The sequence below is a fragment of the Phytohabitans rumicis genome, assembly GCF_011764445.1.
Classification (GTDB): domain Bacteria; phylum Actinomycetota; class Actinomycetes; order Mycobacteriales; family Micromonosporaceae; genus Phytohabitans; species Phytohabitans rumicis.
The window spans coordinates 1430795-1454728 of the sequence record NZ_BLPG01000001.1 but is presented as its reverse complement, the minus strand read 5'-3'; the positions used below and the strand labels follow the sequence as shown (position 1 = coordinate 1454728).

Here is a 23934-nt window from a genome sequence, read left to right as displayed (position 1 = left end):
CGGCCAGGCGACCGCCACCCGGGGTCTGTCGCTTCCTAGGCGAGGCCGAACAGCCTCGTGGTCGACGGGGCCTTGCCGTCGTCGAGCATCACGATTCCCTTGCCGGTCGCCCACGTCCCACCGGTGAAGACGATCGGGGCCTCGAATGCCTGCCTGACGGCGTACTCATTGAGCTGCTTGTAGGCCGGCAGCGCCTTGTCGAAGTCGACCGTCGTGTTGATGGCGCCGAAGAGCTTGTCGGTGGTGGCGTCCTTGTAGTGACGCGGGTTGGCGTAGCCGTCGGGCCCGTAATGCAGGTTGGCGTCGCCCGGGTCGGAGTTGAAGCCGGTGATCTGGAACGACAGGGGATAGTCGCCGGACAGATGCGCCGTCTGCGCCTGCTGCGGCGGCACCGACACCCATTCCAGCCCCAGACCGATGTCGTTGAACGCCTGCGAGATGCTGGCCTCGAACGACGTCGACAGGAAGGTGCTCGGGATCTTGAACTTCGTGCCCGCGTATCCCGCCTCCTGCACGAGTGCCTTACCGCGAGCGGGATCATGCGGATACGTGCTGTTAAGCGACGCGTCGTAGACCTTCCCGAACGGGCTGAAGGTCTGGTTGGTGACCTTGCCGTTGCCCTGAAGGAGGCCCTTCAGGATCCCCTCGCGGTCGATGGCGTAGTTGATCGCCTGGCGCACCCGCACGTCACCGAGCGCCGGCCACTTCTCGCCCTTGCGGTCGAGGATGTCGACGTACATGATTGCTTGCGCCTCGATCTTGTTGATCGTGAAGGCGTTCTTGTCGAGTCGCCCGAGCAGCTGGGTCTGGACCGTCGCGGCGTTGATCTCGCCGGCCTGGAGCGCGTTGAACGACGCCGTCGGGTCCTGCAGCACCCGCACCGTGAGGGTCGTGAACGGATAGGCGCTGGCGTTCCAGTAGTCGTTGCGCTTCTTCAACACGTACTTCGCCCCCGGCACGGTCGCGGCGGTGTCCAGTGTGTACGGTCCGGAACCGACCGGATCGGTCGCGGTGCGCTTGTCAGCGAGGGTGTCCGGATCGCCGATCGCACCCGCGCCGAGCGTCAGGTTTGGCACGAACTGCGGGTCGAAGCGGCTGAACTCGACGAGCACGGTGCTGTCGTCGACAGCGGTCACCAACTTCACCGCTTCATATTTGATCTTTAAGACGCCGGGCGTGCTCATCGTGCGCCGCATCGTCGCCACGACGGCCTGGGCGTTGACCGGACGACCGCTGCTGAACGTCATGCCCTTGCGGATCTTGAGGGTCAGCTTGGTGCCGTCCTCGTTGTACTCCCAGCTCTCGGCCGCGTTGGGCTTGAGCTCGCCGGTCTTGTTCTCCTTGTACAGCAGGGTGTCGAGAATCGACCCCCACACGAACATCTGCTGGCCGTCGGCGAGCTGGGCTGGATCGAGCGAGTTCGGGGGAGTGACGACGGCGACGGCGAGGTCATGCCTGGCGGCGGTGGGTTCCTGACCGTCCGCCGAGCACGCGCCCAGCGCCATAGCGGTAGCCGCCGCCGCGATGAGCGCGACCGGGCGGCGCGCACGGCGGCGTAGGGGGATGTGCGACATAGTGACTCCCTTGGATGAGCACGGGTCGGCTTGGCAACCGGTTGTCAGGGCAACCGATGGCTGGGCAAATGTCCCGCGTGTGTCCCCCGTGTTGCCGCTAGCTCAGCACGTCGTCGACTTCTTGTCAACCGATTGCCATAATCGGCTGACGGCGTTGCCCTGGCTCTTTGTCAATCGGTTGCCATGTGCCACCCTTTGCATGTGAATCAGGAGCAGGCTCGCTCCGCACGACGCGGAAATGGCAGCCGGAAGCCGGCGGCCACGATCTACGACATCGCCCGGCACCTCGGCCTCAGTCCCTCGACCGTCTCGCGCGCGCTCAACAAGCCCGGACGGATCAACGCCACGACCGAACAACGCATCCGGGAAGCCGCGGCCGAGCTGAACTACCGGATCAACCCGATGGCCCGGGCGCTGCCCACTGGGCGCACGAACACCCTGGGACTGATCCTCACCGACATCACCAACCCGGTGTACTTCCCCTTGGTACGCGGCGCCGAGCGGATCGCGGCCGCGGAGGGCTACACGCTCGTGCTCGCCGAGTCGCAGGAGTCCGGCGCGCTGGAAGCGGAGAGCGCGCAACGGCTACTCCAGTCCATCGACGGGCTCGTCCTGGTCGCCTCCCGTCTCGCCGACGAGCAGATCGAGGCGCTCGCGGACGCCAAGCCACTCGTGCTGGTCAACCGGGTGGTCGCGGGTGTGCCCGGGGTGGTACCCGACGTGGTGCCGGGCATTCGGGACGCGCTCGACCACCTAGCCTCCCTCGGCCACACCTCGCTCGCGTTCCTCTCCGGGCCGAGCGCGTCGTGGATGAGTCGGCTGCGCTGGGAGACGCTGCTCGACGAGGCGCCACGCCGCGGCATGACAGTCGTCGAGATCGGCCCGGGCGTACCGACACTCGACGGCGGAGAGCAAGGACTGCGACGGGTCCAGGCGTCCGGCGTCACTGCGGTCATCGCGTACAACGACCTGATGGCGATCGGCCTACTCCGCGCCTGCCGCTCCGCGGGCATCGACGTGCCATCGCGGCTCAGCATCATCGGCTTCGACGACATCTTCGGCTCCGACTTCACCTCGCCGCCGATCACGACCATCCGTACGCCGCTCGACCTCGCGGGTGAGGAGGCGGTGCACCAGATTCTGGCCGCCCTCGGCGACGACGACGTCCCGGAGCCACGGCACGTCCGTGCGGAGTTCGTGCGGCGGGAGTCCACGGCGGCGCCGGTCCGCTGATGGCGCAGCGATCCGTGCGTGGCGGATGGAGCGGCCCCTTTACTCGGGTGTTCTATGCTGGCGGCGACCTGGGCAAACGTGCGTGAGCATGCCGCTGGGCCACCGGAGTACTGGGGGTCAAGGGGTCGTCGGTTCAAATCCGGCCGTCCCGACGGTGTGAGCAGGGGAAACTCTGTCGCTGTACGTCCTTTGTGGACGTGGTGTGTTAGCGGGCGCTCACGGTGATCGAGCGAGTTCGGTTGGCTCGCGGTCGGACCAATCCGACAAACAAGCCGAAATCGACCAGCGGTATCTTCCCTTATGTCGGGTTACATCGGCGCGCACTTGACGCGAATCAAGTGCGTCCAATGTTCGGCAGTGGCCCGTCGTGCCGGGGCGTCGCTCGGGCTGCAGCGGCGGCCGGCGAGCGGGAACTCGTCCAGCCACTTTCCGATCCGGTCTGGAGCGCCGAGTGGGCCTACCTTTCGCCGTTGCCACTCTCGCCCGGCGGTACCGGATCGGCACGTCCCCTGCTGGCTGCGGCGCGGATCTGGTGAGATGAGGACGCCGGTGGCAGCGATCGTGTGGCACCACTCGAGCCAGCTTGGCTGCAGGCATCGGCGCCGGTCGTCGCGGCGCGCTCGGCTTCACCAGGCCACGGCCCCGCCACCGTCGCAACCGGACGCTCCGCACGGCCGGCGGAGAGTAGCCGCTCGAAGATCCACCGACGCCGGGAGCGGCTGCCCGCTACGTTCATGGCCACCGTCTGCGGAACATCTCCGGATCGTTCTGCGCAGGAGGCGCCTGGGCTCTCGCCCGACCCGGGTGGCGTTGATTGCCGCCCTGCGCCGCCCGACCCGCGATGCGGTACTGCACCACCTAGCCGACCTGCCCGTTGAGGAGGTGGCAGCCGTACTGGGTGTGCCGGTTGGCACGGTGGATGCGGGCCTGTCCCGCGGGCGGCGCTGGAGGTGCTGGTGACCTGTGCGCCCGCCTACGCGAGTCGCCGCCGCGAGCGTGTCTGTGCACCTGGCGGACCGCCCCACTCGGCCAATCCTCAGGCCAGCACGCGGCGCTCGACCTCGCTCATCTCGATCGTGTTCAGTTTGTCGTCGACGCTCGCCGTCGGTTCTGGCGTCACGAAACCACCAGTGTCAGCCGCCGAGCGAGGTTAGTGTCGTGCGGCTGATTTCGCGGATGGCCGCTTCCAGCTTGCCCGCGGCTCGGGTATCGGGTATCGGGCAGGTTTACCATCGCGTTGACGGTGAGCACGACGTTCGCGTTGTGGCTGGTGAGTTCGGCGACGACGCTGGTGGCGTCGTAGGCGCCGAAGCGAGCGAAGGCGTTTTGGCCTACGCCGGTCACGGGCCCGGATCGGGTCAGCCGGTACTTCCACATCGTGCTGGCTGCTGCGGAGTTGAACGCCGTCGTGGCGTCGCTGATCCGGTCGTATGTCACCGCGACGACATCTAACCGGCCGCCGGTCAATGGCAGTGTGCAGCTTCGGCTTGCCTGGCCTGGCCCGTCGGACTCGACGTGTTTGCCTGTGCCGGCCAGTGGCGGGTTCGTCGTCTTTAAGGGTGAAGCGTCGATGGCCTGGCAAAGGTTGGCGACGGGCCGGTAGGGCCCGTCCGGGGCGGGGCTCGCCGCCGGTCCGGACTCGGCCGCGGCCGTGGGTGTGTCATCGCTGGTGGTGCAGCTCGTGAGGACGAGCACGGCGACTGCGGCGACTGAAGTTCCCCCGGTTTCCGGACAACCCAGGTGTGAGGGCAGCAGTTGTCCTCACTGAGAGGAGTCCGGACATGCCCGCACCACATCCTGCGGAGTTCCGCCGTCGTGCGGTGGAACTGGCGCGCCGGCGTGAGAAGCCGGTGGCCGAGCTGGCCAAGAGTTTGGGGATCTCCGAGTCGTGCCTGCGGAACTGGATGTCCCAGGCCGACGTCGAGGAAGGGCACCGTGAGGGCCTGACCGGCGCTGAACGCGAGGAGCTTCGTGTGCTGCGCCGTCAGGTTCGGGTGCTGGAGATGGAAAAGGAGATCTTGGTAAAAGCCGCGGCCTTCTTCGCCCAACAGAACGTTCTGCCACCCCGATGATCTACCGGTTCATCGAGGTGGAGAAGGCCACCTACCCGATCACCCTGCTGTGCCGCACCCTGGGCGTGTCCCGTTCCGGGTTCCACGAGTGGCGCACCAACGGCCCCTCCGGCCGCGATCTGGACGACGCCTATCTGACCAATGCGATCATCGACATCCACGCCGACTCTCGCGGCAGCTACGGCTCGCCGCGGGTACACGCCGAACTACGGCTCGGCCACAAAATCCACTGTGGACGTAAACGGGTCGAGCGGCTAATGAGAGACGCTGGCCTGCAAGGCATCCACCGCCGCCGGCTCCACGGCTGCACCGTCCGCGACCCCGAGGCGGCACCCGCCGACGACCTGGTCGCACGCAAGTTCACCGCCGAGCAACCCAACCAGCTCTGGGTCGCCGACATCACCCAGCAGATGACCTGGCAGGGCTGGCTTTACCTCGCCGTCGTCCTGGACGTGTACTCCCGCCGCGTGGTGGGCTGGGCCATCGGCGACCACATGCGAGCCGAATTGGTCTGCGACGCCCTGGACATGGCCACCTGGACCCGCCGACCCACCGACGGCACCGTGATCCACCACAGCGACCACGGCGCCCAGTACACCTCCTACATCTTCGGCAAACGGCTCCGCGACGCCGGGATCCTCGCCTCCATGGGCAGCATCGGCGACTGCTACGACAACGCCATGGCCGAAGCGTTCTTCGCCAGCCTGCAAACCGAACTGTTGGACCGGCACACCTGGCGCACCCGCGACGACCTCGCCAACGCCATCTTCGAGTGGATCAACGCCTGGTACAACCCGACCCGGCGACACTCCGCCCTGGGCTACCTCAGCCCCGTACAGTACGAACAAACCCACCACACGCCCGCTCAACGAGCAGCGTGATCACCACACGTCCCCCGTCCGGAAAACCGGGGGAACTTCAGACGGCTATACGTGCGGCCTGTTGGGAGACCTTGCGGGACGTCAACGTTTCTCCTCCACCGGAAATCGGTGGCTCAGGGTACCGGCTTTCGCCGCGTTGGTGGGGACCGAGAACGTGCGTGGATCGCCGTGGAATCTCGATGGGGGAGTCGCGCCGTGGATGTTCCCGCTTGAGCCGTTGGAACTGCGGCGTGAGCACACGGCCCAGGGAGGCTGTGTGGGTGGCGGTTGATGTGTGTGGTTTGGGGCTTCCTGGTGGTGGTTTGCCGTTCTACCGCATGGTTGGGGAATCGTTTCCCGCTGATGTAGATCTGTGCCGCCAGTTTCCGAGGACCTGAAGGAAACTCCCGCTGGGGGCATTGACAGCCACGCAGGTCGTGCCGCAGTGTGACGGTCACTTTGCTCGGTGTGATTCGGGGAGGCACCGTGACAGCTGGCCGTTCGATGGGTGTCTGGGCCGGTCGGGGTCGGGTTTCACGGTTACGGTTCGTTGCGGCGGGTGCGGTCGCGATGGTGTTGGCGTCGTTGCTGGTGGCGCCGGAGCGGGCGTGGGCGGCGCCGCGGGAGCCTTCCGAGCTGGGCGTGCCGGTGTTGGTGGACGAGTCGGCGGCGTTGGCGCGAGCCGCGTCCTCGAACCGGCGGGTTGAGGTGGAGACGCTCCGGGATGAGTACAGCTTGACGTTTGCGCGGCCGGACGGTTCGTTTGTGACGGAGGCGAGTCTGCGTCCGCAGCGGGTACGGCGTGCGGATGGTTCGTGGGTCGGGGTGGACACGACGCTTAGGCGGAACGCGGACGGTTCGGTGTCGCCGGTGGCGTCCACGTTGGACGTGCGGTTTTCCGCGGGCGGGTCGGGGCCGTTCGCGGTGATGCGTGATGGTGCCAGGCAGGTGGGGTTGCGGTGGCCGCAGCCGTTGCCGGCGCCGGTGTTGTCCGGTGATACGGCCACCTACCGGGATGTGCTGCCGGGGGTGGATTTGCGGGTGCGCGCGGATGTGGACGCGTTCACGCACCTGTTGGTGATCCGGTCGGCGAAGGCGGCCAGGAATACGGCGTTGGCGCGGGTCGCGTTGACGACGGAGCTGTCCGGGGTGTCGCTGCGTACGGAGGCTGGCACGGGGGTGGTGTCGGCGGTGGACGGTTCGGGTGCGGTGGTGTTCGAGGGGCCGACGCCGTCGATGTGGGACTCGCGGGGCGCCCAGCCGGGGCAGTCGCCGGCGGCGCGGTCGGCGGCGGGCAAGGTCCCGGATGGTGGGGTGGCGGCGCCGCCGGTGGAGCCGCGGACGGCGACGGTGGCCGCGGAGGTGTCGGCAGGCCAGTTGACGTTGGTGCCGGACGCGGGCATGCTCGCGGATCCGGCGACGGTGTTCCCGGTGTTTGTGGATCCGACGTGGACGCAGAAGACGGTGAACAGGTCGGCGTGGTCGGTGCTGCGCTGGTCGGAGGCGTCCAAGTCGTTTTACAAGGCGTCGTCGGTGAACAGTTCGGATGCGAACTACGGGATGATGCGGGCCGGGTTCAGCGACTGGGAGTCCCCGACGGTCAAGGACCGCTCGTTGTTCGCGTTCGATATCGCCCCGTACAAGTTCAAGCACATCTACAAGGCGACGATGTCGCTGACGCAGATGTGGTCCGGCGCCGGTTGCAGCTATGCCGGTACGGCGCGTACGGAGCTGCGGTGGCTCAAGCAGGCGTTCGGCCCGTCGACGACGTGGAACACCGGCTGGAACACGTCGGGTTCGGGGTGGGGGGAGGTGCTGGCGACCTCGGATGTGATCCGCCGTAACGGGTACTCGTGTAGCCCGAGCAAGGTCGAGTTCAACGTGACCGGCAAGGTCGCCCAGCTGGCCGCGTCGGGTACGGGTGTGCTGAATGTGGGGTTGCGGGCCAAGTCCGAGTCGGACAGGTTCCAGTGGAAGCGGTTCAAGAGCGACGCCGCCCTGTCGATCCACTACAACACCAAGCCGAACGCGGCCCGCGACCTGAAGGTGGCCGCCAAAGGGTGCGCGACCGGGACGGCCCGGCCGTTCGTGACCACGAACGCGCCCACGTTCACCGCCACTGCCAGCGACCCGGACAGCGGGCAGCAGGCGTTGACGACCCGGTTCTACTACTGGAAGCAGGGCCAGGCCCGCAACACCGCCATCTACGTGCAGGGCACCTCGGCCAACCCGGCCCCGGTCACGTCGGGTCCGGTCTCGACGACCGATGCGGTCAAGAAGCTGGTGGAGAACACCGTGTACGTGTATCAGGCGTACACGTTCGACAACGTCAACGATGGCACCTGGTCGGGGACGTGCGAGTTCCACACGGACTTCCTGCCGCCGAACCCGGCCTCGGACATCACCTCCACGGATGGGCTGTATCCGGAGTACAACCCGGCCAACCCGAACCAGCCCGGCAGCGGCGGGGTGGGCTTTGCCGGCGGGTTCCGGATCCACCCGCCGACCACCATGCCCGAGGACGTCGTCTACTACCGGTGGACGATCGACCAGGGCGTGTCGCCGGGCAACGCGAACAAGGTGACGCCGGACGCGTCGAAGAACGCCTACATCAGCGTCCGGCCGCGGCGGGACGGGGTGCACACGCTGACGGTCTGGGCGGAGGACCGAGCGGAGCGGCCTTCGACGCCGATCGAGTACAAGTTCAAGGTGGCCTCCGGCTCCGGGCCGGCGACGGAGTGGAATTTCGACGACGCCACCAACCGTGGCCTGGACGACACCGGGCACGGCAACACCCTGACCCTGTCGTCGGCCGGCACCACCACCGGCCGCGGCGGTGAGGGTACGGCGTTGTCGCTGACCAGCGCGACCGCCCACGCTTTGACGACGGGCCCGGTGACCCAGCCGCACCCGACCACGGGTGCCCCGGCAGCGCTGCGCACCGATTCGACGTTCACCGTGGCGGCCTGGGTGCGGCTGGCCTCGCCCTCCGCGGGCGCCGGGCAGACCGCGGTCGCCGCGGACGGCGCCACCAATTCCGCGTTCACGCTCAGCTACACCTCGGCGCAGAGCGGTCGGTGGAGGTTCGTCATGGTCAGCACGGACACATCCGGGTCGGGCACGGCGACGGTGCTGTCCGACTCCACCGCGGTGCTGGGCAAGTGGACCCACCTCGCGGGAACCTTCGACGCCGCTACGAAGACACTCCGGCTGTATGTCAACGGGGTGCAGCAGTCGGGCTCGGCTGTGCTGAGCGGCGGTTTCCACGCCACCGGGCCGGTGACGATCGGCCGGAGCCGGTGGACCGCCCTGAACGTCGACTACCTCAAGGGCGCCATCGACGACGTACGCATGTACAACTTCATCCCGTCCCCGGCCGCGATCAAGGACCTCGCCCGGCCGGTCAAGCCCCAGGTCGCCTTCACCACCGCGACCGTGACGGTGGGCAGCCCGGCGCAGGTCACGTTCAACGCGGGCGGCGACACCAACATCACCAAGTTCAAGTACAGCATCGGCACCGACACCCTGAACCTGACCGCCGACCCCGCCACACCGGGCGGGACGACCACTCCGCCGGTGGCGATTCCGACCACGCAGACCGGACAGCTCAGAGTGTGGGTGGCGGCGTTCAATCAGGCCGACAACCTGCTCGGCGAGTCGGTCTCCGCAACAATCCAGGTCGAGGCCGCCACCGTGGGGCTGTCCGGCCGTACCTTCGACCAAGCTCGGCAGCCGCTGGCTGGGGCCACGGTGATCCTTGAACCGCCGGGCTTGACCGTGACCAGCGGCGCCGACGGGGCGTTCGCGTTCACCGGGCTGACGCCGGGCACGTACGTCGTTGCGGCCTCGCATGGCGGCGGCTGCGGCCTGTCGGCCAGCACCGAGGTGAAGATTCCGGATGACGGGGACCCTGAACTGTTCCTGGTTCCACCCGTGGACAGTTACGGATACGGCTGCCAGGTGGATGCCAGGGCGTTCACTCCAGCCGATGACACCGTGCTGCAAGCCCTGGCCGGCGCCGACAACGCGGTCACGCAGGTGTCGCTGCCCTTCGAGTTCCCGTTCTACGGCGACGTGTTCGACACCGTCTGGGTGGACACCAACGGGTTGTTGACGTTCACGGAGCCGGGCGGCTCCACGCCGGGGCGTTCGATGACGATCCCGGCCGCGTCGGCGCCGAACGGCCTGGTCGCGGCGTTCTGGGATGACCTGGTCGTGGACGGGTCGGCCAGTGTCCGCACCGCCAGCATCGACGATGCTGACGGCCGCTGGTTCGTGGTGGAGTGGCGCAACGTGCACCGCGCCGGCAACACCAGCGAGCGCATCACCGTGGAGGTGATGCTTCACGAGGCCGGCTTCATTTTCCTCAACTACGCCGGTCTGAGCGCCACCAGCGACGCGGAGCGTGGGTCGGAGGCGACAGTCGGGATCGAAAGCCCCGGCGGCACGGTGGGCCTGCAGTACTCGTTCCTGCAACCGGTCCTGGCCGACGGCAGCGCGGTGGTGTTCCTGCCGCCGCAGATCATGGCCAACCCGATCCAGATGGTTACCCTCGCCGGCACGGTGACCGACGCCGGTACCGGCAGCCCCCAGGCGGGCACCGCCGTGACCCTGGAGCCCGCGGGGATCTCCGTCACAGCCGACGCCGCGGGTGGGTACGCGTTCGCTGACATCGAGGCCGGCTCGTACACGGTGTCCGCGGTCAAGGGCAACCACTGCGGCAAGGTCCTCAACCTCGACGTCGATGTCTACGAGACCGCCGACGTGGACCTACCTTTGCGGCCGCTGTCTGATGCGTACGGCAACATGTGCCAGGCCGGGCCGGCCGCATTCACCCCGGCCAACGGCACCGTCCTGCCGCTGTCCGGCGACGACGGCAAGACGCAGGTGACCGTACCGTTCCCGATCTCCCTGTACGGGCAGTCGTACACGACCGCGTGGGTGGACATCGACGGCCTGGTCGCGTTCGCCCCCTACACCGGGATCCCGTGGCAGGCCACCGAGCTGCCCTCGCTGCAGGAGCAGACCAAACCCAACGCCGCTGTCTACGCGTTCTGGGACGACTGGGTCGTCGACGCCTCCGCCAGCATCCGCACCACCACCCTCGGCACCGCACCCCACCGGCAGTTCATCGTCGAGTGGCGCAATGTGCACAACTGGTGGGAACCCACCGCGCGGGTCAGTTTCGAGGCGGTCTTCCACGAGGGCGGCGACATCCAGGTGGCCTGGAACGATATCGACCCCGGCGTCGCACGCGAGCAGGGTGCGGCGGGGGCGGTGGCGATCGAGAACGCCGACGGCACCTTCGCCCTGGTCCACTCTTACCAGCAGCCGGTCATCGCCAGCGGCCAAGGGGTGCGGTTCACGCCGGGGCCGGCGCCGATCGGTGACATCACCGGCACCGTCACCTACGCCGGCACACCAGCGGCGGGGGTGAGCGTGAAGGTTGCCGGGCTGACCGCCACCACCGCAGCCGACGGCAGCTACCTGTTCGGGGACGTGCCGGGAGGCCCGTACACGGTCCTGGCCACCCCGGGGACGGGGAGCGGCTGCTACGGCACGGCCGCCCAGCCGGTGACGGTGTCCGGGAACGCGACGTCCACGGTGGACTTCGACCTACCCGCGTCGTCCGGCACGCGTTACACCGCCGTCGAAGGACCGCGCACGTTCGTGCCGGCCAACGACACCGTGCTGCCCTCCAGCGGCGACGACGGCATCCAGGAGGTGACCCTGCCGTTCCCCGTCGCGCTGTATGGCCAGTCGTACCCGACGGCGTGGATCGCCAACGACGGCGTCATCGCGTTCGAGGCGATGACCAACCAGCCCTACGACCCGTGGCCGCTGCCCTCGGAGTGGGAGAGCAGCCACCCGAACACGGCGGTGTACCCGTTCCAGCACGACTGGGTCCTTGACGCCTCCGCCAGTATCCGCACCGCGACCACCGGGACCGCCCCGAACCGGCGATTCATCGTGGAGTGGCGCAACGTGTACAGCCTGGCCGACCCGAACGCCCGGGTCAGCTTCGAGGCGGTGTTCCACGAGCAGGGCGACATCGAGATCGTGTGGGACGACATCGACGTCAACTTCTACGAACAAGGCGGCGAAGCCACCGTCGGCGTCGAAAACGCCGACGGCACCCAAGCCGTCCAATACGGCTACCGCCATCCCGTGATCGCCGACGGCCGCGGCCTGCTGCTGCACCCCGTCACCAGCTAACCCCCTTTGTCCTGCCACCCCCAGGCCCCCGACCACGGAGGTTCCCGGTGAGACCACGCCCGTCGTCGACGTATCCGTTCAGGCCGATCCGGACCCGGCGGCGGCTGCGCGCCGCCACCGCGGCGGCTGTGACCCTCGTCCTCGCCCTCGGGTTCGGGCAGGCGCCCGCGGTCGCGAAACCGGCCCCCTACACGCCGCCGGCCGTGAAGGACGTGCCGAGCGTCCCGGTCACCACGGTGAAGGCCGAGACCGCGCCCGCGGCCGTCGTGCCCAGTGCGTTGGACGCGCCGGCGCCGGTCTGGCCGAGCGCTGGCACCGCCGAGGTGACACTCCCAGCCGCCGCTGACCAGAGGGCTACGGCCCGGGGACCGGCACGCGCCGGGACGCTGCCGGTGCTGGTTGACCATCCCGGTATCGGCAAGACCGCCCCGGCGCGGGTGACGGTGCACGTGTATGACCGGGCCGCCACAGCCCGCGCGGGCGTTGACGGCCTGCTGCTGCGGGTCAGCCCGACCAGCGCGCCCGCGGCCGGGGGCCAGGCGGCGGTCACCGTCGACTACCGGGCCTTCCGCACCGCGTACGGGGCGAGCTGGGCGTCCCGGCTGCGGATGTACCAGCTGCCCGAATGCGCCCTGGCCACCCCGGAAAAGCCGGCCTGCGCACCCCAACCGGTCCCGTCGTCTCGGAACCACGCCGGCTCCAGCCTCGTCACCGCCACCATCCCTGCCGCATCGACCACCGGATCACTGCTGGCGCTGGACGCGGACCCGTCCGGGCCGTCCGGCGACTTCACCGCCACCGCCCTGCAGCCCTCGTCCACGTGGTCGGCGGGTGGCAACTCGGGCGCGTTCACCTGGGCCTACCCCATGCGCGTTCCACCGGTTCCCGGCGGGCTCGCTCCGAGCGTCGCGCTGAACTACAACTCGCAGGCCGTCGACGGCCGGCACGCAGCCTCCAACAACCAGCCCGCGTGGGCCGGTGGCGGGTTCGACGCCTGGCCCGGCGGATACATCGAACGCGGCTACCGGTCCTGCTCCGACGACATGGACGACGGCGGCCCCAACGACACCGCGCCGAACAACACGGTCAAGACCGGCGACCTGTGCTGGGCCAACTACAACGCGGTCCTCAACCTCAACGGCACCAGCAGCGAGCTCATCTACAACAGCACCGAGGGACGCTGGCACCTGCGCAACGACGACGGCTCCCGCGTCCGGCGGGAGACCGGGGCGGACAACGGAGACAACGACGGCGAGTACTGGGTGGTCACCAGCACCAGCGGCACCCAGTACTGGTTCGGCAAGCACAAGCTGCCCGGCTGGGCGTCCGGGAACCCGGTCACCAACTCGACCTGGACCACTCCGGTGTTCGGCAACCACGACGACGAACCGTGCCACGCCACCACCTACGCCAACTCGGACTGTGTGCAGGCGTGGCGGTGGAACCTGGACTACGTCGTCGACCTGCACGGCAACTCGGCCTCCTACTGGTACACCGCCGAGACCAACAAATACGGCCGCAACAACACACCCGCCGACGACATCGGCTACAGCCGGGGCGGCTACCTGACACAGATCGCGTACGGCACCCGCCGCGAAACCGAAACGAGCCCGGACACCGTCTTCGCCGGCACCGCCACCGCCAAGGTCGTCTTCGGCACCACCGACCGGTGCCTGACCTCCTGCGCCACCCACGACGGCACGCACTGGCCGGACACCCCGTGGGACCTGGAATGCGCCGCCACGGCCACCTCCTGCGACACGGTCAGCCCGACGTTCTGGTCCACCCGCCGGCTGGCCACCATCACCACCCAGATCCGCAACAGCGGCGGCGGCTACGACAACGTCGAACGCTGGACGTTGACCCACGGCTTCCCCGACCCCGGCGACACCACCCAGGCCGGACTATGGCTGGAAAAGATCAGCCACACCGGTCTGGTCGGCGGCACCGCGAGCCTTCCGGACGTCACGTTCACCAGCCTGTCCCTGGACAACCGGGTCGACGGCATCGACAACATCGCTGCCATGGCCTGGCACCGGCTGGTCCGCATCGACACCGAAACCGGCGGCGCCATCTCCATCGTCTACAGCGACGCGGACTGCACCGACGGCGGTGCGGAACCGGCCGTGCACAACAACGACCGGCGCTGCTACCCGGTCAAGTGGATCCCCGACGGCCAGACCACACCGATCACCGACTGGTTCCACAAATACGTGGTCGAACAGGTCCGCGAAACCGACATGGTGGCCGGCGCTTCGCACACGCTGACCCGCTACAGCTACCTGGACAGCCCGGCCTGGCACTACAACGACGACGACGGCATCATCAAACCCGCCTACAAAACCTGGTCCGGCTGGCGTGGCTACGCACGGGTCGGCGTCACGACCGGCGACCCCGACCGCGGTGACCCGCTCACCTACGCCGAAACCCGCTACTTCCGCGGCATGCACGGCGATAAGCAACCCTCCGGTACCCGCACCGTCAACATCACCGACTCCAAAGGCGGCACCTGGCCCGACGAGGACTGGTTTGCCGGCATGACCCGCGAACAGATCACTTTCAACGGCCCCGGCGGCCCCGAAGTCTCTGGCACTATCAACGACCCGTGGGCATCCGGCCCGACCGCGACCCGAACGATCAACACCGACACCGTCACCGCCCGGTTCACCAACACCGCCACCGTCAAAAACCGCGTCGCGCTCGACGCTGGCCGCGGCGAACGGGTCACCAGGACCACCACGACATTTGACGGGTTCGGTATGCCGATCCAGGTCGACGACTTCGGCCAGGACGGCGTCGCCGGTGACGAGCAATGCGCCAAGACCACCTACGAACCTCGGAACACCACCGCGTGGCTGCTCACCGCGGTGCACCGCGGCCAGGTCTTCGCCGTCTCCTGCACCGCCGCGGGCACCCCGACCTCGCTGGTCGACGCGGACGTCATCTCCGACACCAAGACCACCTACGACAACGCTCCCGCCCATGGAACCGCACCGTCCAAGGCAAACCCGACCAAGGTGGAGGAGATGACGGCGTGGAACGCTGGCACCCCCACCTACGTCACCACGACACAGGCCACGTACGACGCACACGGCCGGGTCACCCAGACGATCGATGCCAACACCAACGCCACGGATACCGCGTACACGCCGGCGACCGGCGGCCCGGTCACCGCGGTCAAGGTGACGAACGCGGCCGATCATGAAACCGTCACCGAGCTCTCGCCGGCCTGGGGATCGACGACCGCTGTGGTCGACCCGAACCTCAAACGCACCGACCTCGCCTACGACCCGCTCGGGCGGCTCATCGCGGTCTGGAAACCCGGCCGCACCAAGGACGTCCACACGGCCAACGCCGTCTACAGCTACACCATCAGCAAGACCGCACCGTCCGTGGTCACCACCAAGGTCCTCGGCCCGAACGGCAACGACCCCGGCATGCCGGGCAACTACGTCACCAGCCACACCCTCTACGACGGACTCCTACGCCAGGTGCAAACCCAGGCGGCCTCACCCGCCGCGGCCGGCGGGCGGCTGCTGACCAACACCTTCTACGACACCGCCGGCCGGGAGAAAGTAACCTATAGCGCCTACTACAACGCGACCGCCCTGCCGGCCACCACCCCAACCCTGCAGGTGCCGGTCCAGCCCCTGGACGTCCCCACCCAGAACCGGGCCGTCTACGACGGCGCCGGCCGTGCTGTCGCCCACATTTTCGAGCCGTACAACGTGGAACGGTGGCGGACCACCACCTACTACGCCGGCGACCGCACCGACATCACGCCACCAGTTGGCGGCACCGGCACCTCCACCGTTACCGATGCCCGAGGCCGCACCACCCAACTGTGGCAGTACCCGCGGCTGACCGCCTGGAACAGCGGCGACGTCACCACCTACAGCTACAACCGCAAAGGCCAGCTCATCGGGGTCACCGACCCGGCCAGCAACGCCTGGACGTACGAGTACAACATCCGTGGCTTCAAAACCGTCGAGATAGACCCCGACCGCGGCAGAACCACGTCCACCTACGACGCCGGCGGCAGGCTGAGCACCACCGTCGACGCCCGCAACATCAAGCTGGTCTACAAGTACGACGCCATCAACCGCACGATCGGCGTCTACCAGAACTTCGCCCTCGGCGTACCCCGCGCCGCCTGGAGCTACGACCTCACCGCCAAAGGCCAGCTATACGCGTCCGTGCGCAGCGGCAGCGGCGGTGTCGCCTACGAGACCCGGATCTCCGACTACAGCGACGACTACCAACCCGAAGCCATGCAGGTCGTCATCCCCGACACCGAGACCGGGCTGGCCGGCACCTACCAGTACCAGTACACCTACAACCCCAACGGCAGCCTCGCCACCACCAGCTTCATCCAGGCCGCCGGCACCGACCTACCCACCGAAACCCTGCACCACGAGTACACCGACCTCGGCCTACCCACCGCCCTAACGACCACCTACGGCCTGACTCACCTGGACTACGTCAACGCCACCCACTACGACGACCTCGGCCAGGTCGAGCAACACAACCTGTGCACCAACCAGTGCGACCAGGTCGGGCACAACACCCACCTCACCTACAACCGCGAACTAGAAACCGGCCGCGTCACCCAGAACATCGTCAGCCGGGACACCGCCGCCCCGTACAACCTCGCCGACGTCAACTACAGCTACGACCACGCCGGCAACATCACCAAAATCCGCGACGCCATCGGCACTCCCGACAACCAATGCTTCACCTACGACCACCTACGCCGCCTCACCCAAGCCTGGACACCTGCTAGCGACAACTGCACCACCACGCCCACCACCGCCGGCCTTGGCGGCCCGGCCCCCTACTGGCTGACCTGGACTATCAACAAGATCGGCAATCGCACCGAACAGGTCGACCACAGATCCACCGGAAACATCACTACCAGCTACACCCATCCCACCTCCGGCCCGACCGCGAACAAGCCCCACGCTGTCAGCACGATCACCACCGGCTCGACCACTAGCAGCTACACATACGACAACACCGGCAACACCCTCACCCGGCCCGCCAACGGCGGCACCCAAACCCTCACCTGGGACCAAGAGGGCAAACTCGCCACCACCAGCGACCCCAGCGGCGCCAGCTCCTACCTCTACGACGCCGGCGGCAACCGACTCATCCGCCGCGACGCCACCGGCAAAACCCTCTACCTGCCCGGCCAAGAAATCCGATACACCACCAGCGCCGCAACCAAAACCGTCACCCGCTACTACAGCCACGCCGGCGCCACCGTCGCGAGCCGCACCGCCACCGGCCTGAGCTGGCTGGTTACCGACCACCAAGCCACCAATCTCATCTCGATCAACACCGCCAGCAACGCTGTCTCACAACGTCGGCAAACCCCGTTCGGCACCCCCCGTGGCACCGTCCCAACCTCGTGGCCGAATCCGAAGGGCTATGTCGGCGGTGAAAACGACCCCACTGGGCTCGTCCACCTCGGCGCCCGCGAATACGACCCCACCACCGGCAGGTTCATCTCCGTCGACCCGATCATGGACCTCGCCAACCCACAACAGTGGAACGCCTACGCCTACGCCAACAACACACCGGTCACCTCCAGTGACCCAACCGGGCTCTGTCTCACCCAATCCACCTGCGACGACAGACAGCTCGAGCGCCCACCCAGGCAGTGCGGCTCCGCCAACGCCTGCGAAGGACCACCAACCATCGACGACGTTCTGGATATGCCCAACGACATAGGCGACGATCACGCGTACTCCCTCGACGTCCGGGGGTATACCGGATCCAAAGCGTTCACCAACCGCGAACTCCTCGAGTTTTCGGGGCAATATCCTGATAACTGGGCCTACGTTTGCACGTGGATCTACCAACTCGGTGACTGGGACCACTGCGCGAACAACAACCCATTCTTGCCCGAACGTAGCGCGCTCGAAAACTTTTTACTCGTAGGCACGATAGTGCTCGGGATGAGCTGCGCTCTGACGCCGGGGTGTTGGGTGGCAGCAGTCGCTGGCACCGGCGAATTCTACGCAACGGGAAGCCTGCTAGGCGCAGCAGGCGTCGGCGCACTGACCGGCTACGTCCGCCCGGGTGTCGTTGGTGCGGGAGGTGCGTGCAGCTTCAGCGGCGACACCGAAGTGCTAATGGCCGACGGCACCACGAAACCAATCAGAGACATTAGAGTCGGGGATGAGGTCCTTGCCACCGATCCTGAAACCGACGAGCAGGGCCCACGCACTGTCACCTACCTGTGGGTCCACGAAGACCAGCTTGTCGCCCTAGAATTGGCAAACGGCGAAGTCCTCACCACGACCGAAGACCATCCATTCTGGAACGAAACCGCCAAGCAGTGGCAGCAGGCCCAGCAACTGAGCCCCGGCGACCACCTTTACACTGGTAACGGAGCCCCTGCCGCCGTCGACGGCATTTCATGGACCAGTGCTCACGTGGGTGGCGCCTACACCCTCTCGGTCGATGACATACACACGTACTACGTGATAGCCGGCGACACACCCGTCCTGGTTCATAACTGCCCGCCTGCTCCGGGCGGCGGTTCAGGATTCACGTGGCCACGTCAGCAAGGCGGAAACTGCCATGAGTGTGCGACGCGGATTCAGGGTAGAATAGGCGGAGACATCGTGCACATCACTCCCCGTGGTGCCCCGAGACTCGGCGCATCGACTCACGATCCGAATGGGACATGGTTTGAGCACTATGCTGTGGTCAAGGATGGTCGTGTATATGATGGGACCACGGGTTCAAGCGGACTAGCGCCTTCTCAATACAAAGCCCAGTGGGGCGAGAATGCCCCTTATATCAACTTTGGATTCTAACGATGGATTTTCGTGACCTGTTTAAGCAGCTCGGCATGCGTCCGAGGATGTACCTGCCTGACGACAGGTTCCACACGCTGGTTGCCTTCATCGAGGGCTGCAACGCCGCGACTGACTGGAAGCTTTTGGCAGGGTTCAATGAGTGGGTAGCAACCCATACTCTCGGACAGAAATCTAGCTTTCACTGGTCAGTGATCGTGGCGTCGAAAATCTTTCCTACAATTTTGGACGAGTCCGGCGCTGCCGCGATTCCAGGCGAGCTAGAAGGCCCGGCCAGTGAGGAGCTACTGCGTGTACTGGATAGCTATCTTGCAACCAGACAAATGACCTGACGCGTCCTCATACGCGGCCGACCCTCAACGGGTGGCGCTATCGGGCTTGATGCAGGTCCTCGCGCTCTTAATCCGCGGGTTCGGGGCTCGAACGACCGGTCAGACGGCGGGCCGCGCGCTGCACGCTTTCGGGCTGGCTGGGCCCCGATGTGACAGGTGTTCGCGGCCCGCTGGTTGTGGCGGGCCGCGAGTTGCCGCGGTCGTCAGCTGTTGCCGACGGTGAACTTTGCTGTGGTGTGTCGCTGTGGAAGTACGGTCCGTGTCGTGGGATCACCCCGTGTGTGTGGGAGCGGAGGTACCGCACCACTCGCCCGAGCCAGGCCCGGGGACCACCCCCGCGAGCGCGGGGAGCACTCCTTCGGCCACGAGTGGTTGCGCGTCTTCGGGGACCGCCCCCGCGAGCGCGGGGAGCGCCAATCGGACTAACCGTGTGATTCGGGTCGCTAGAGGCCACCCCCGCGAGCGCGGGGAGCACGCCGTTCTTGAATGCGACGATTCGGCCGCCCCAGGACCACCCCCGCGTGCGCGGGGAGCAGCTACGCGAGGCGGGCCGTGACCTGGCTGCCGCGGGACCACCCCCGCGTGCGCGGGGAGCAGGGGACCAGAAACGAGCCGTTCCCCGCGAAAGGGACCACCCCCGCGTGCGCGGGGAGCAGGGCTGGGTCGCACTCCAGGATGTCGAAGACGAGGGACCACCCCCGCGTGCGCGGGGAGCAGATGACCCGGGACCTCCGCGATCGGCTGTGCCACGGATCACCCCCGCGTGCGCCGGGGAGCAGCGCTCCGGTCCATTACGAGGTGTGCCCACAACGGGACCACCCCCGCGTGCGCGGGGAGCAGGTACAGGGCGGTGCGTACGCGCCGCTTGTAGCGGGACCACCCCGCGTGCGCGGGGAGCAGTTCGGATCGAGCTGAACCGCCACCAGGGCGAGGGACCAACCCCGCGTGCGCGGGGGCAGCCCCCGTCAAGGTCGTGACCGCCACGGGGACGGGGACCAACCCCGCGTGCGCGGGGACCAGCGACATGTTCATGCTGGGCGAGCAGGAGCAACTGGACCAACCCCGCGTGCGCGGGGAACAGGGAAATGCGAAGAAATACTTCCGATGAGACCCGGGACCAACCCCGCGTGCGCGGGGAGCAGAGCCGCATCATGCCGTTGGAGCCACCGAGGCTGGGACCAACCCCGCGTGCGCAGGGAGCAGACGCCGCCTCGGCGGCGCCAGCAAGCCGCTCCGGGACCAACCCGCGTGCGCGGGGAGCAAGCGTCCAGCACCAGATCGAAGAAGTTCCCCGAGGGACCAACCCCGCGTGCGCGGGGAGCAGCGCGCCGGGCCCATCCTCGCCTACGGCGAGTAGGGACCAACCCCGCGTGCGCGGGGCGCAGCGGGCCTTGTCCACCTTGGCCCGGGCCGCGGCCGGACCAACCCCGCGTGCGCGGGGAGCAGCTGCTGTTCAAGCACGCGCTTGGCGCTGTCTCGGGACTCACCCCGCGTGCGCGGGGAGCAGTACACCTGGAAGTGCCCGTGGGTCTTGTGCGGGGGACCAACCCCGCGTGCGCGGGGAGCAGGTGCAGGCGCAGCCAGTCGGCCGCGATCCACGGGGACCAACCCCGCGTGCGCGGGGAGCAGGAGAAGGCGCAGCGGGAGGAGCTGGCGAACGGGGGACCAACCCGCGTGCGCGGGGAGCAGATGGCACCAACATTGAACATCCGGGTGGGCTCGGGACCAACCCCGCGTGCTCAGGAGCAGGATGGGCCAGTTGGTGGTCCCCGGCAGGTTCGGGACCAACCCCGCGTGCGCGGGGAGCAGACACCGGCCGAGGACAGGCCCCGCCAGGTGTCGGGACCAACCCCGCGTGCGCGGGGAGCAGGACGCCGATGGCGACTTTTCCCAGCTCACGCGGACAGGGACCAACCCCGCGTGCGCGGGGAGCAGCGGTCGGGGGGTAGAGAGCCGGGCGCTAGGGGGGACCAACCCCGCGTGCGCGGGGAGCAGTCGGTCATCTTCCAGACGTGGGCCGACGCCTCGGGACCAACCCCGCGTGCGCGGGGAGCAGATCTCGTCGGCCTTGGCCAGCCACGGAGCCTTGGGACCAACCCCGCGTGCGCGGGGAGCAGCAGGCGGGAGACGATCGCGTGCAGGGTGGACACGGACCAACCCCGCGTGCACGGGGAGCAGACCGCGTCGCTGCTTACCGTGAACCGCTGCGGGGGACCAACCCCGCGTGCGCGGGGAGCAGGAAGGCGTGACCGTCGGATCCGAGATGGTCAGGGGACCAACCCCGCGTGCGTGGGGAGCAGAGGAAGGTTGCCATGCGGAGATCGGAGACCACGGGACCAACCCCGCGTGCGCGGGGAGCAGGGACTGAATATGCATCTGCACATTGGGTTCATGGGACCAACCCCGCGTGCGCGGGGAGCAGGAAGCGGGGCAGCGGAGGAAGCGCGCGCGACGGGACCACCCCCGCGTGCGCGGGGGAGCAGGCGAAGTTCCTCACCCCTAACCAGAAGTCCTGGGCGGGACCACCCCCGCGTGCGCGGGGAGCAGGCCGGCATCATCACCGCGCCGTTCCGGGCCGCGGGACCACCCCCGCGTGCGCGGGGAGCAGAGGCTCTCTGTGCTCCACCTTTGGGCTCCCTAGGGACCACCCCCGCGTGCGCGGGGAGCAGGTTCAACTCGCGAAGCACGCGCTGGGGCGCCGGGGACCACCCCCGCGTGCGCGGGGAGCAGGTCGAGTCCGTTGCCCCACACCTTCGGCTGTCCGGACCACCCCCGCGTGCGCGGGGAGCAGATGGCTCGATGACGCGGTCAACGGCCCGACCGAGGACCACCCCCGCGTGCGCGGGGAGCAGCTGCAACCGCAACGGCGCGAAGACCGACTTCGGGGACCACCCCCGCGTGCGCGGGGAGCAGAGGCCGCGCGCTTCCTGCTGGACGGCGTTGGCCGGACCACCCCCGCGTGCGCGGGGAGCAGATGAGGTGCCACCCCACGATGCTCGTGTCGGTGGGACCACCCCCGCGTGCGCAGGGAGCAGGGGTCGGCGAGTCCGTCGGTGGCGCCGAGGAAGGGACCACCCCGCGTGCGCGGGGAGCAGATACCCCCACGCTTCCAGGAATTCGGGCCCCAAGGACCACCCCCGCGTGCGCGGGGAGCAGACGCCCAGGGCCGGGTCCACTGCTGGCCTGCGAGGACCACCCCCGCGTGCGCGGGGAGCAGATTGGCGTGTCGCCCAGCCGGGCAGCGAGACGGGGACCACCCCCGCGTGCGCGGGGAGCAGGGTCTTCGTCTCCGGGGCATCGCCGGCAGCCCGGACCACCCCCGCGTGCGCGGGGAGCAGTGGTGCGCTGGACGGGCAGCGCCGCACCTCCGGGGACCACCCCCGCGTGCGCGGGGAGCAGGCGATCCCGGCCGCGCGGACGTTCGGCGCGACCGGACCACCCCCGCGTTCGCGGGGAGCAGCTAATCAAGTGGCTGGCCGATTCCATCAACTCCGGACCACCCCCGCGTGCGCGGGAGCAGACCTGGCCGCCCTGCACGGCCGAGGCGGAACGGGGACCACCCCGCGTGCGCGGGGAGCAGGCTACCGGGACGTACGGCTGCCCATCCGCCCGGGGACCACCCCCGCGTGCGCGGGGAGCAGGTCCGCATCGGACGGTCCGTGCGTCGCCATGAGGGGACCACCCCCGCGTGCGCGGGGAGCAGACCGCAACCACTCCCCTAGGGTGACATTGGCGGGGACCACCCCAGCGTGCGCGGGGAGCAGGTCGATCCGACCGCGGCGCGAGGCCGCGAGAGGGGACCACCCCCGCGTGCGCGGGGAGCAGTCCGGCTTGGGTGGTGGACCCATTCCAGCCATGGGACCACCCCCGCGTGCGCGGGGAGCAGCAAGCCGAGCAGCCCGGAGGCGTGCTTGGCGAGGGACCACCCCCGCGTGCGCGGGGAGCAGGACACTGGCGGCGACCCGAACCCGCCGATCCCGGGACCACCCCGCGTGCGCGGGGAGCAGCGGGCACCGCACGTACATGGACGCTGGAACTCGGGACCACCCCCGCGTGCGCGGGGAGCAGCTCGTCCGCGCGCTGGAAACCCAGTGGCCCTGGGGACCACCCCCGCGTGCGCGGGGAGCAGAGCTGGTCGCCGAAGTCGAGGACCCGCACCGCGGACCACCCCCGCGTGCGCGGGGAGCAGTGAGCATCGATCCACGCGCTCGCCTCGCGCTCGGGACCACCCCCGCGTGCGCGGGGAGCAGCTCAGACAGCCTGCGCCGACGCCGTGGCCGACGGGACCACCCCCGCGTGCGCGGGAGCAGAGCGTCACAGACGGGTATTGCAGCGGCGTCGCGGGACCACCCCCGCGTGCGCGGGGAGCAGGCGAGGTCGAAATGGCCGCGTGCGGGGCGTTCTGGACCACGCGACGGCCTTCAATATCCGCCTGGCCAGCTCGCTGTACCGGCCATGCCGCACGGTCAGGCCGTCGATCTGCTCGGCGAAGATCCGGCGCACACAGCCGATGAACGTGCAGAAGAACCGGCGTACGCGCAGGTGCAGCACGGTCTCCCGGCCAGCGACCGCACCGTCCAGCAGCCGCCGCTCGTACCGGCTGTGCACCCGCCGCGACAGCGTCGCACAGTCCGGACACCTCACCGCGGCGCTGCTCGTCTCGGCGTGCACTCGCACCGTCGCACCCCTGGCCAGCACGTTCGTGATACGCAGCCCGGACAGGCGCGGGAAGAAGACCGCAGGAAGCTCCACTATGGATACGAGGCATGATCTACCATCGACCGCCCGGATCATCGAGACCGTGCCAGAGCCGCTTCGTC

At 68.4% G+C, this 23934-nt stretch carries 9 protein-coding genes and 3 CRISPR repeat arrays; of the genes, 6 read left to right on the top strand and 3 right to left on the bottom strand.

Features of this window, described 5'->3' with window-relative positions:
- Nucleotides 1–35: 35 nt before the first annotated feature.
- The gene (locus tag Prum_RS05900) at nucleotides 36–1574 is read right to left on the bottom strand and encodes an ABC transporter substrate-binding protein (RefSeq protein ID WP_173074635.1); all 1539 of its coding nucleotides are present in this window, start codon (nucleotides 1572–1574) and stop codon (nucleotides 36–38) included.
- 201 nt (nucleotides 1575–1775) lie between these two features.
- Here Prum_RS05900 and Prum_RS05895 point away from each other — a divergent pair, with 201 nt between their 5' ends.
- Together Prum_RS05895 and Prum_RS54940 are read left to right on the top strand one after the other, a co-directional pair.
- A complete protein-coding gene (locus tag Prum_RS05895; RefSeq protein ID WP_173074633.1) occupies nucleotides 1776–2807 on the top strand; it encodes a LacI family DNA-binding transcriptional regulator in 1032 nt (343 codons plus the stop codon).
- A 300-nt stretch (nucleotides 2808–3107) separates the two neighbouring features.
- Entirely contained in the window at nucleotides 3108–3767 is a 660-nt protein-coding gene (locus Prum_RS54940; RefSeq protein ID WP_371871191.1) for a sigma factor-like helix-turn-helix DNA-binding protein, read from the top strand.
- A 156-nt stretch (nucleotides 3768–3923) separates the two neighbouring features.
- On the opposite strand, the gene Prum_RS05885 is transcribed toward Prum_RS54940, so the two are convergent.
- Nucleotides 3924–4502, bottom strand: coding sequence for a hypothetical protein (locus Prum_RS05885; protein ID WP_173074630.1), 579 nt, complete (start codon nucleotides 4500–4502; stop codon nucleotides 3924–3926).
- A gap of 86 nt (nucleotides 4503–4588) precedes the next feature.
- On the opposite strand from Prum_RS05885, the gene Prum_RS05875 reads away from it, so the two are divergent.
- From Prum_RS05875 to Prum_RS05860, 4 genes are all read left to right on the top strand, one after another.
- Nucleotides 4589–5760, top strand: a protein-coding gene (locus Prum_RS05875) for an IS3 family transposase (protein ID WP_371871189.1) whose coding sequence is annotated in 2 segments (ribosomal slippage) — nucleotides 4589–4829 and nucleotides 4829–5760 — 1173 coding nt in all. Because the reading frame shifts where the segments join, the coding sequence is not laid out codon by codon here.
- A gap of 552 nt (nucleotides 5761–6312) precedes the next feature.
- Nucleotides 6313–11955, top strand: a complete 5643-nt coding sequence (locus tag Prum_RS05870) for an NIDO-like domain-containing protein (protein ID WP_173074628.1) — start codon at nucleotides 6313–6315, stop codon at nucleotides 11953–11955.
- A 47-nt stretch (nucleotides 11956–12002) separates the two neighbouring features.
- Complete coding sequence (locus Prum_RS05865; protein WP_173074626.1) at nucleotides 12003–18782, top strand: polymorphic toxin-type HINT domain-containing protein; 6780 nt, start codon at nucleotides 12003–12005, stop codon at nucleotides 18780–18782.
- 2 nt (nucleotides 18783–18784) lie between these two features.
- The gene (locus Prum_RS05860) at nucleotides 18785–19114 is read left to right on the top strand and encodes a hypothetical protein (RefSeq protein WP_173074624.1); all 330 of its coding nucleotides are present in this window, start codon (nucleotides 18785–18787) and stop codon (nucleotides 19112–19114) included.
- Nucleotides 19115–20409: 1295 nt separating this feature from the next.
- A CRISPR array of direct repeats spans nucleotides 20410–20803; the repeat unit is 28 nt.
- A gap of 91 nt (nucleotides 20804–20894) precedes the next feature.
- A CRISPR array of direct repeats spans nucleotides 20895–22574; the repeat unit is 28 nt; unit sequence GGACCACCCCCGCGTGCGCGGGGAGCAG.
- 91 nt (nucleotides 22575–22665) lie between these two features.
- A CRISPR array of direct repeats spans nucleotides 22666–23364; the repeat unit is 28 nt; unit sequence GGACCACCCCCGCGTGCGCGGGGAGCAG.
- Between the two features lie 64 nt (nucleotides 23365–23428).
- On the opposite strand, the gene Prum_RS05855 is transcribed toward Prum_RS05860, so the two are convergent.
- On the bottom strand, nucleotides 23429–23866 hold the full coding sequence (locus tag Prum_RS05855; RefSeq protein ID WP_173074622.1) for a transposase family protein: 438 nt from the start codon (nucleotides 23864–23866) through the stop codon (nucleotides 23429–23431).
- Nucleotides 23867–23934: the final 68 nt, after the last annotated feature.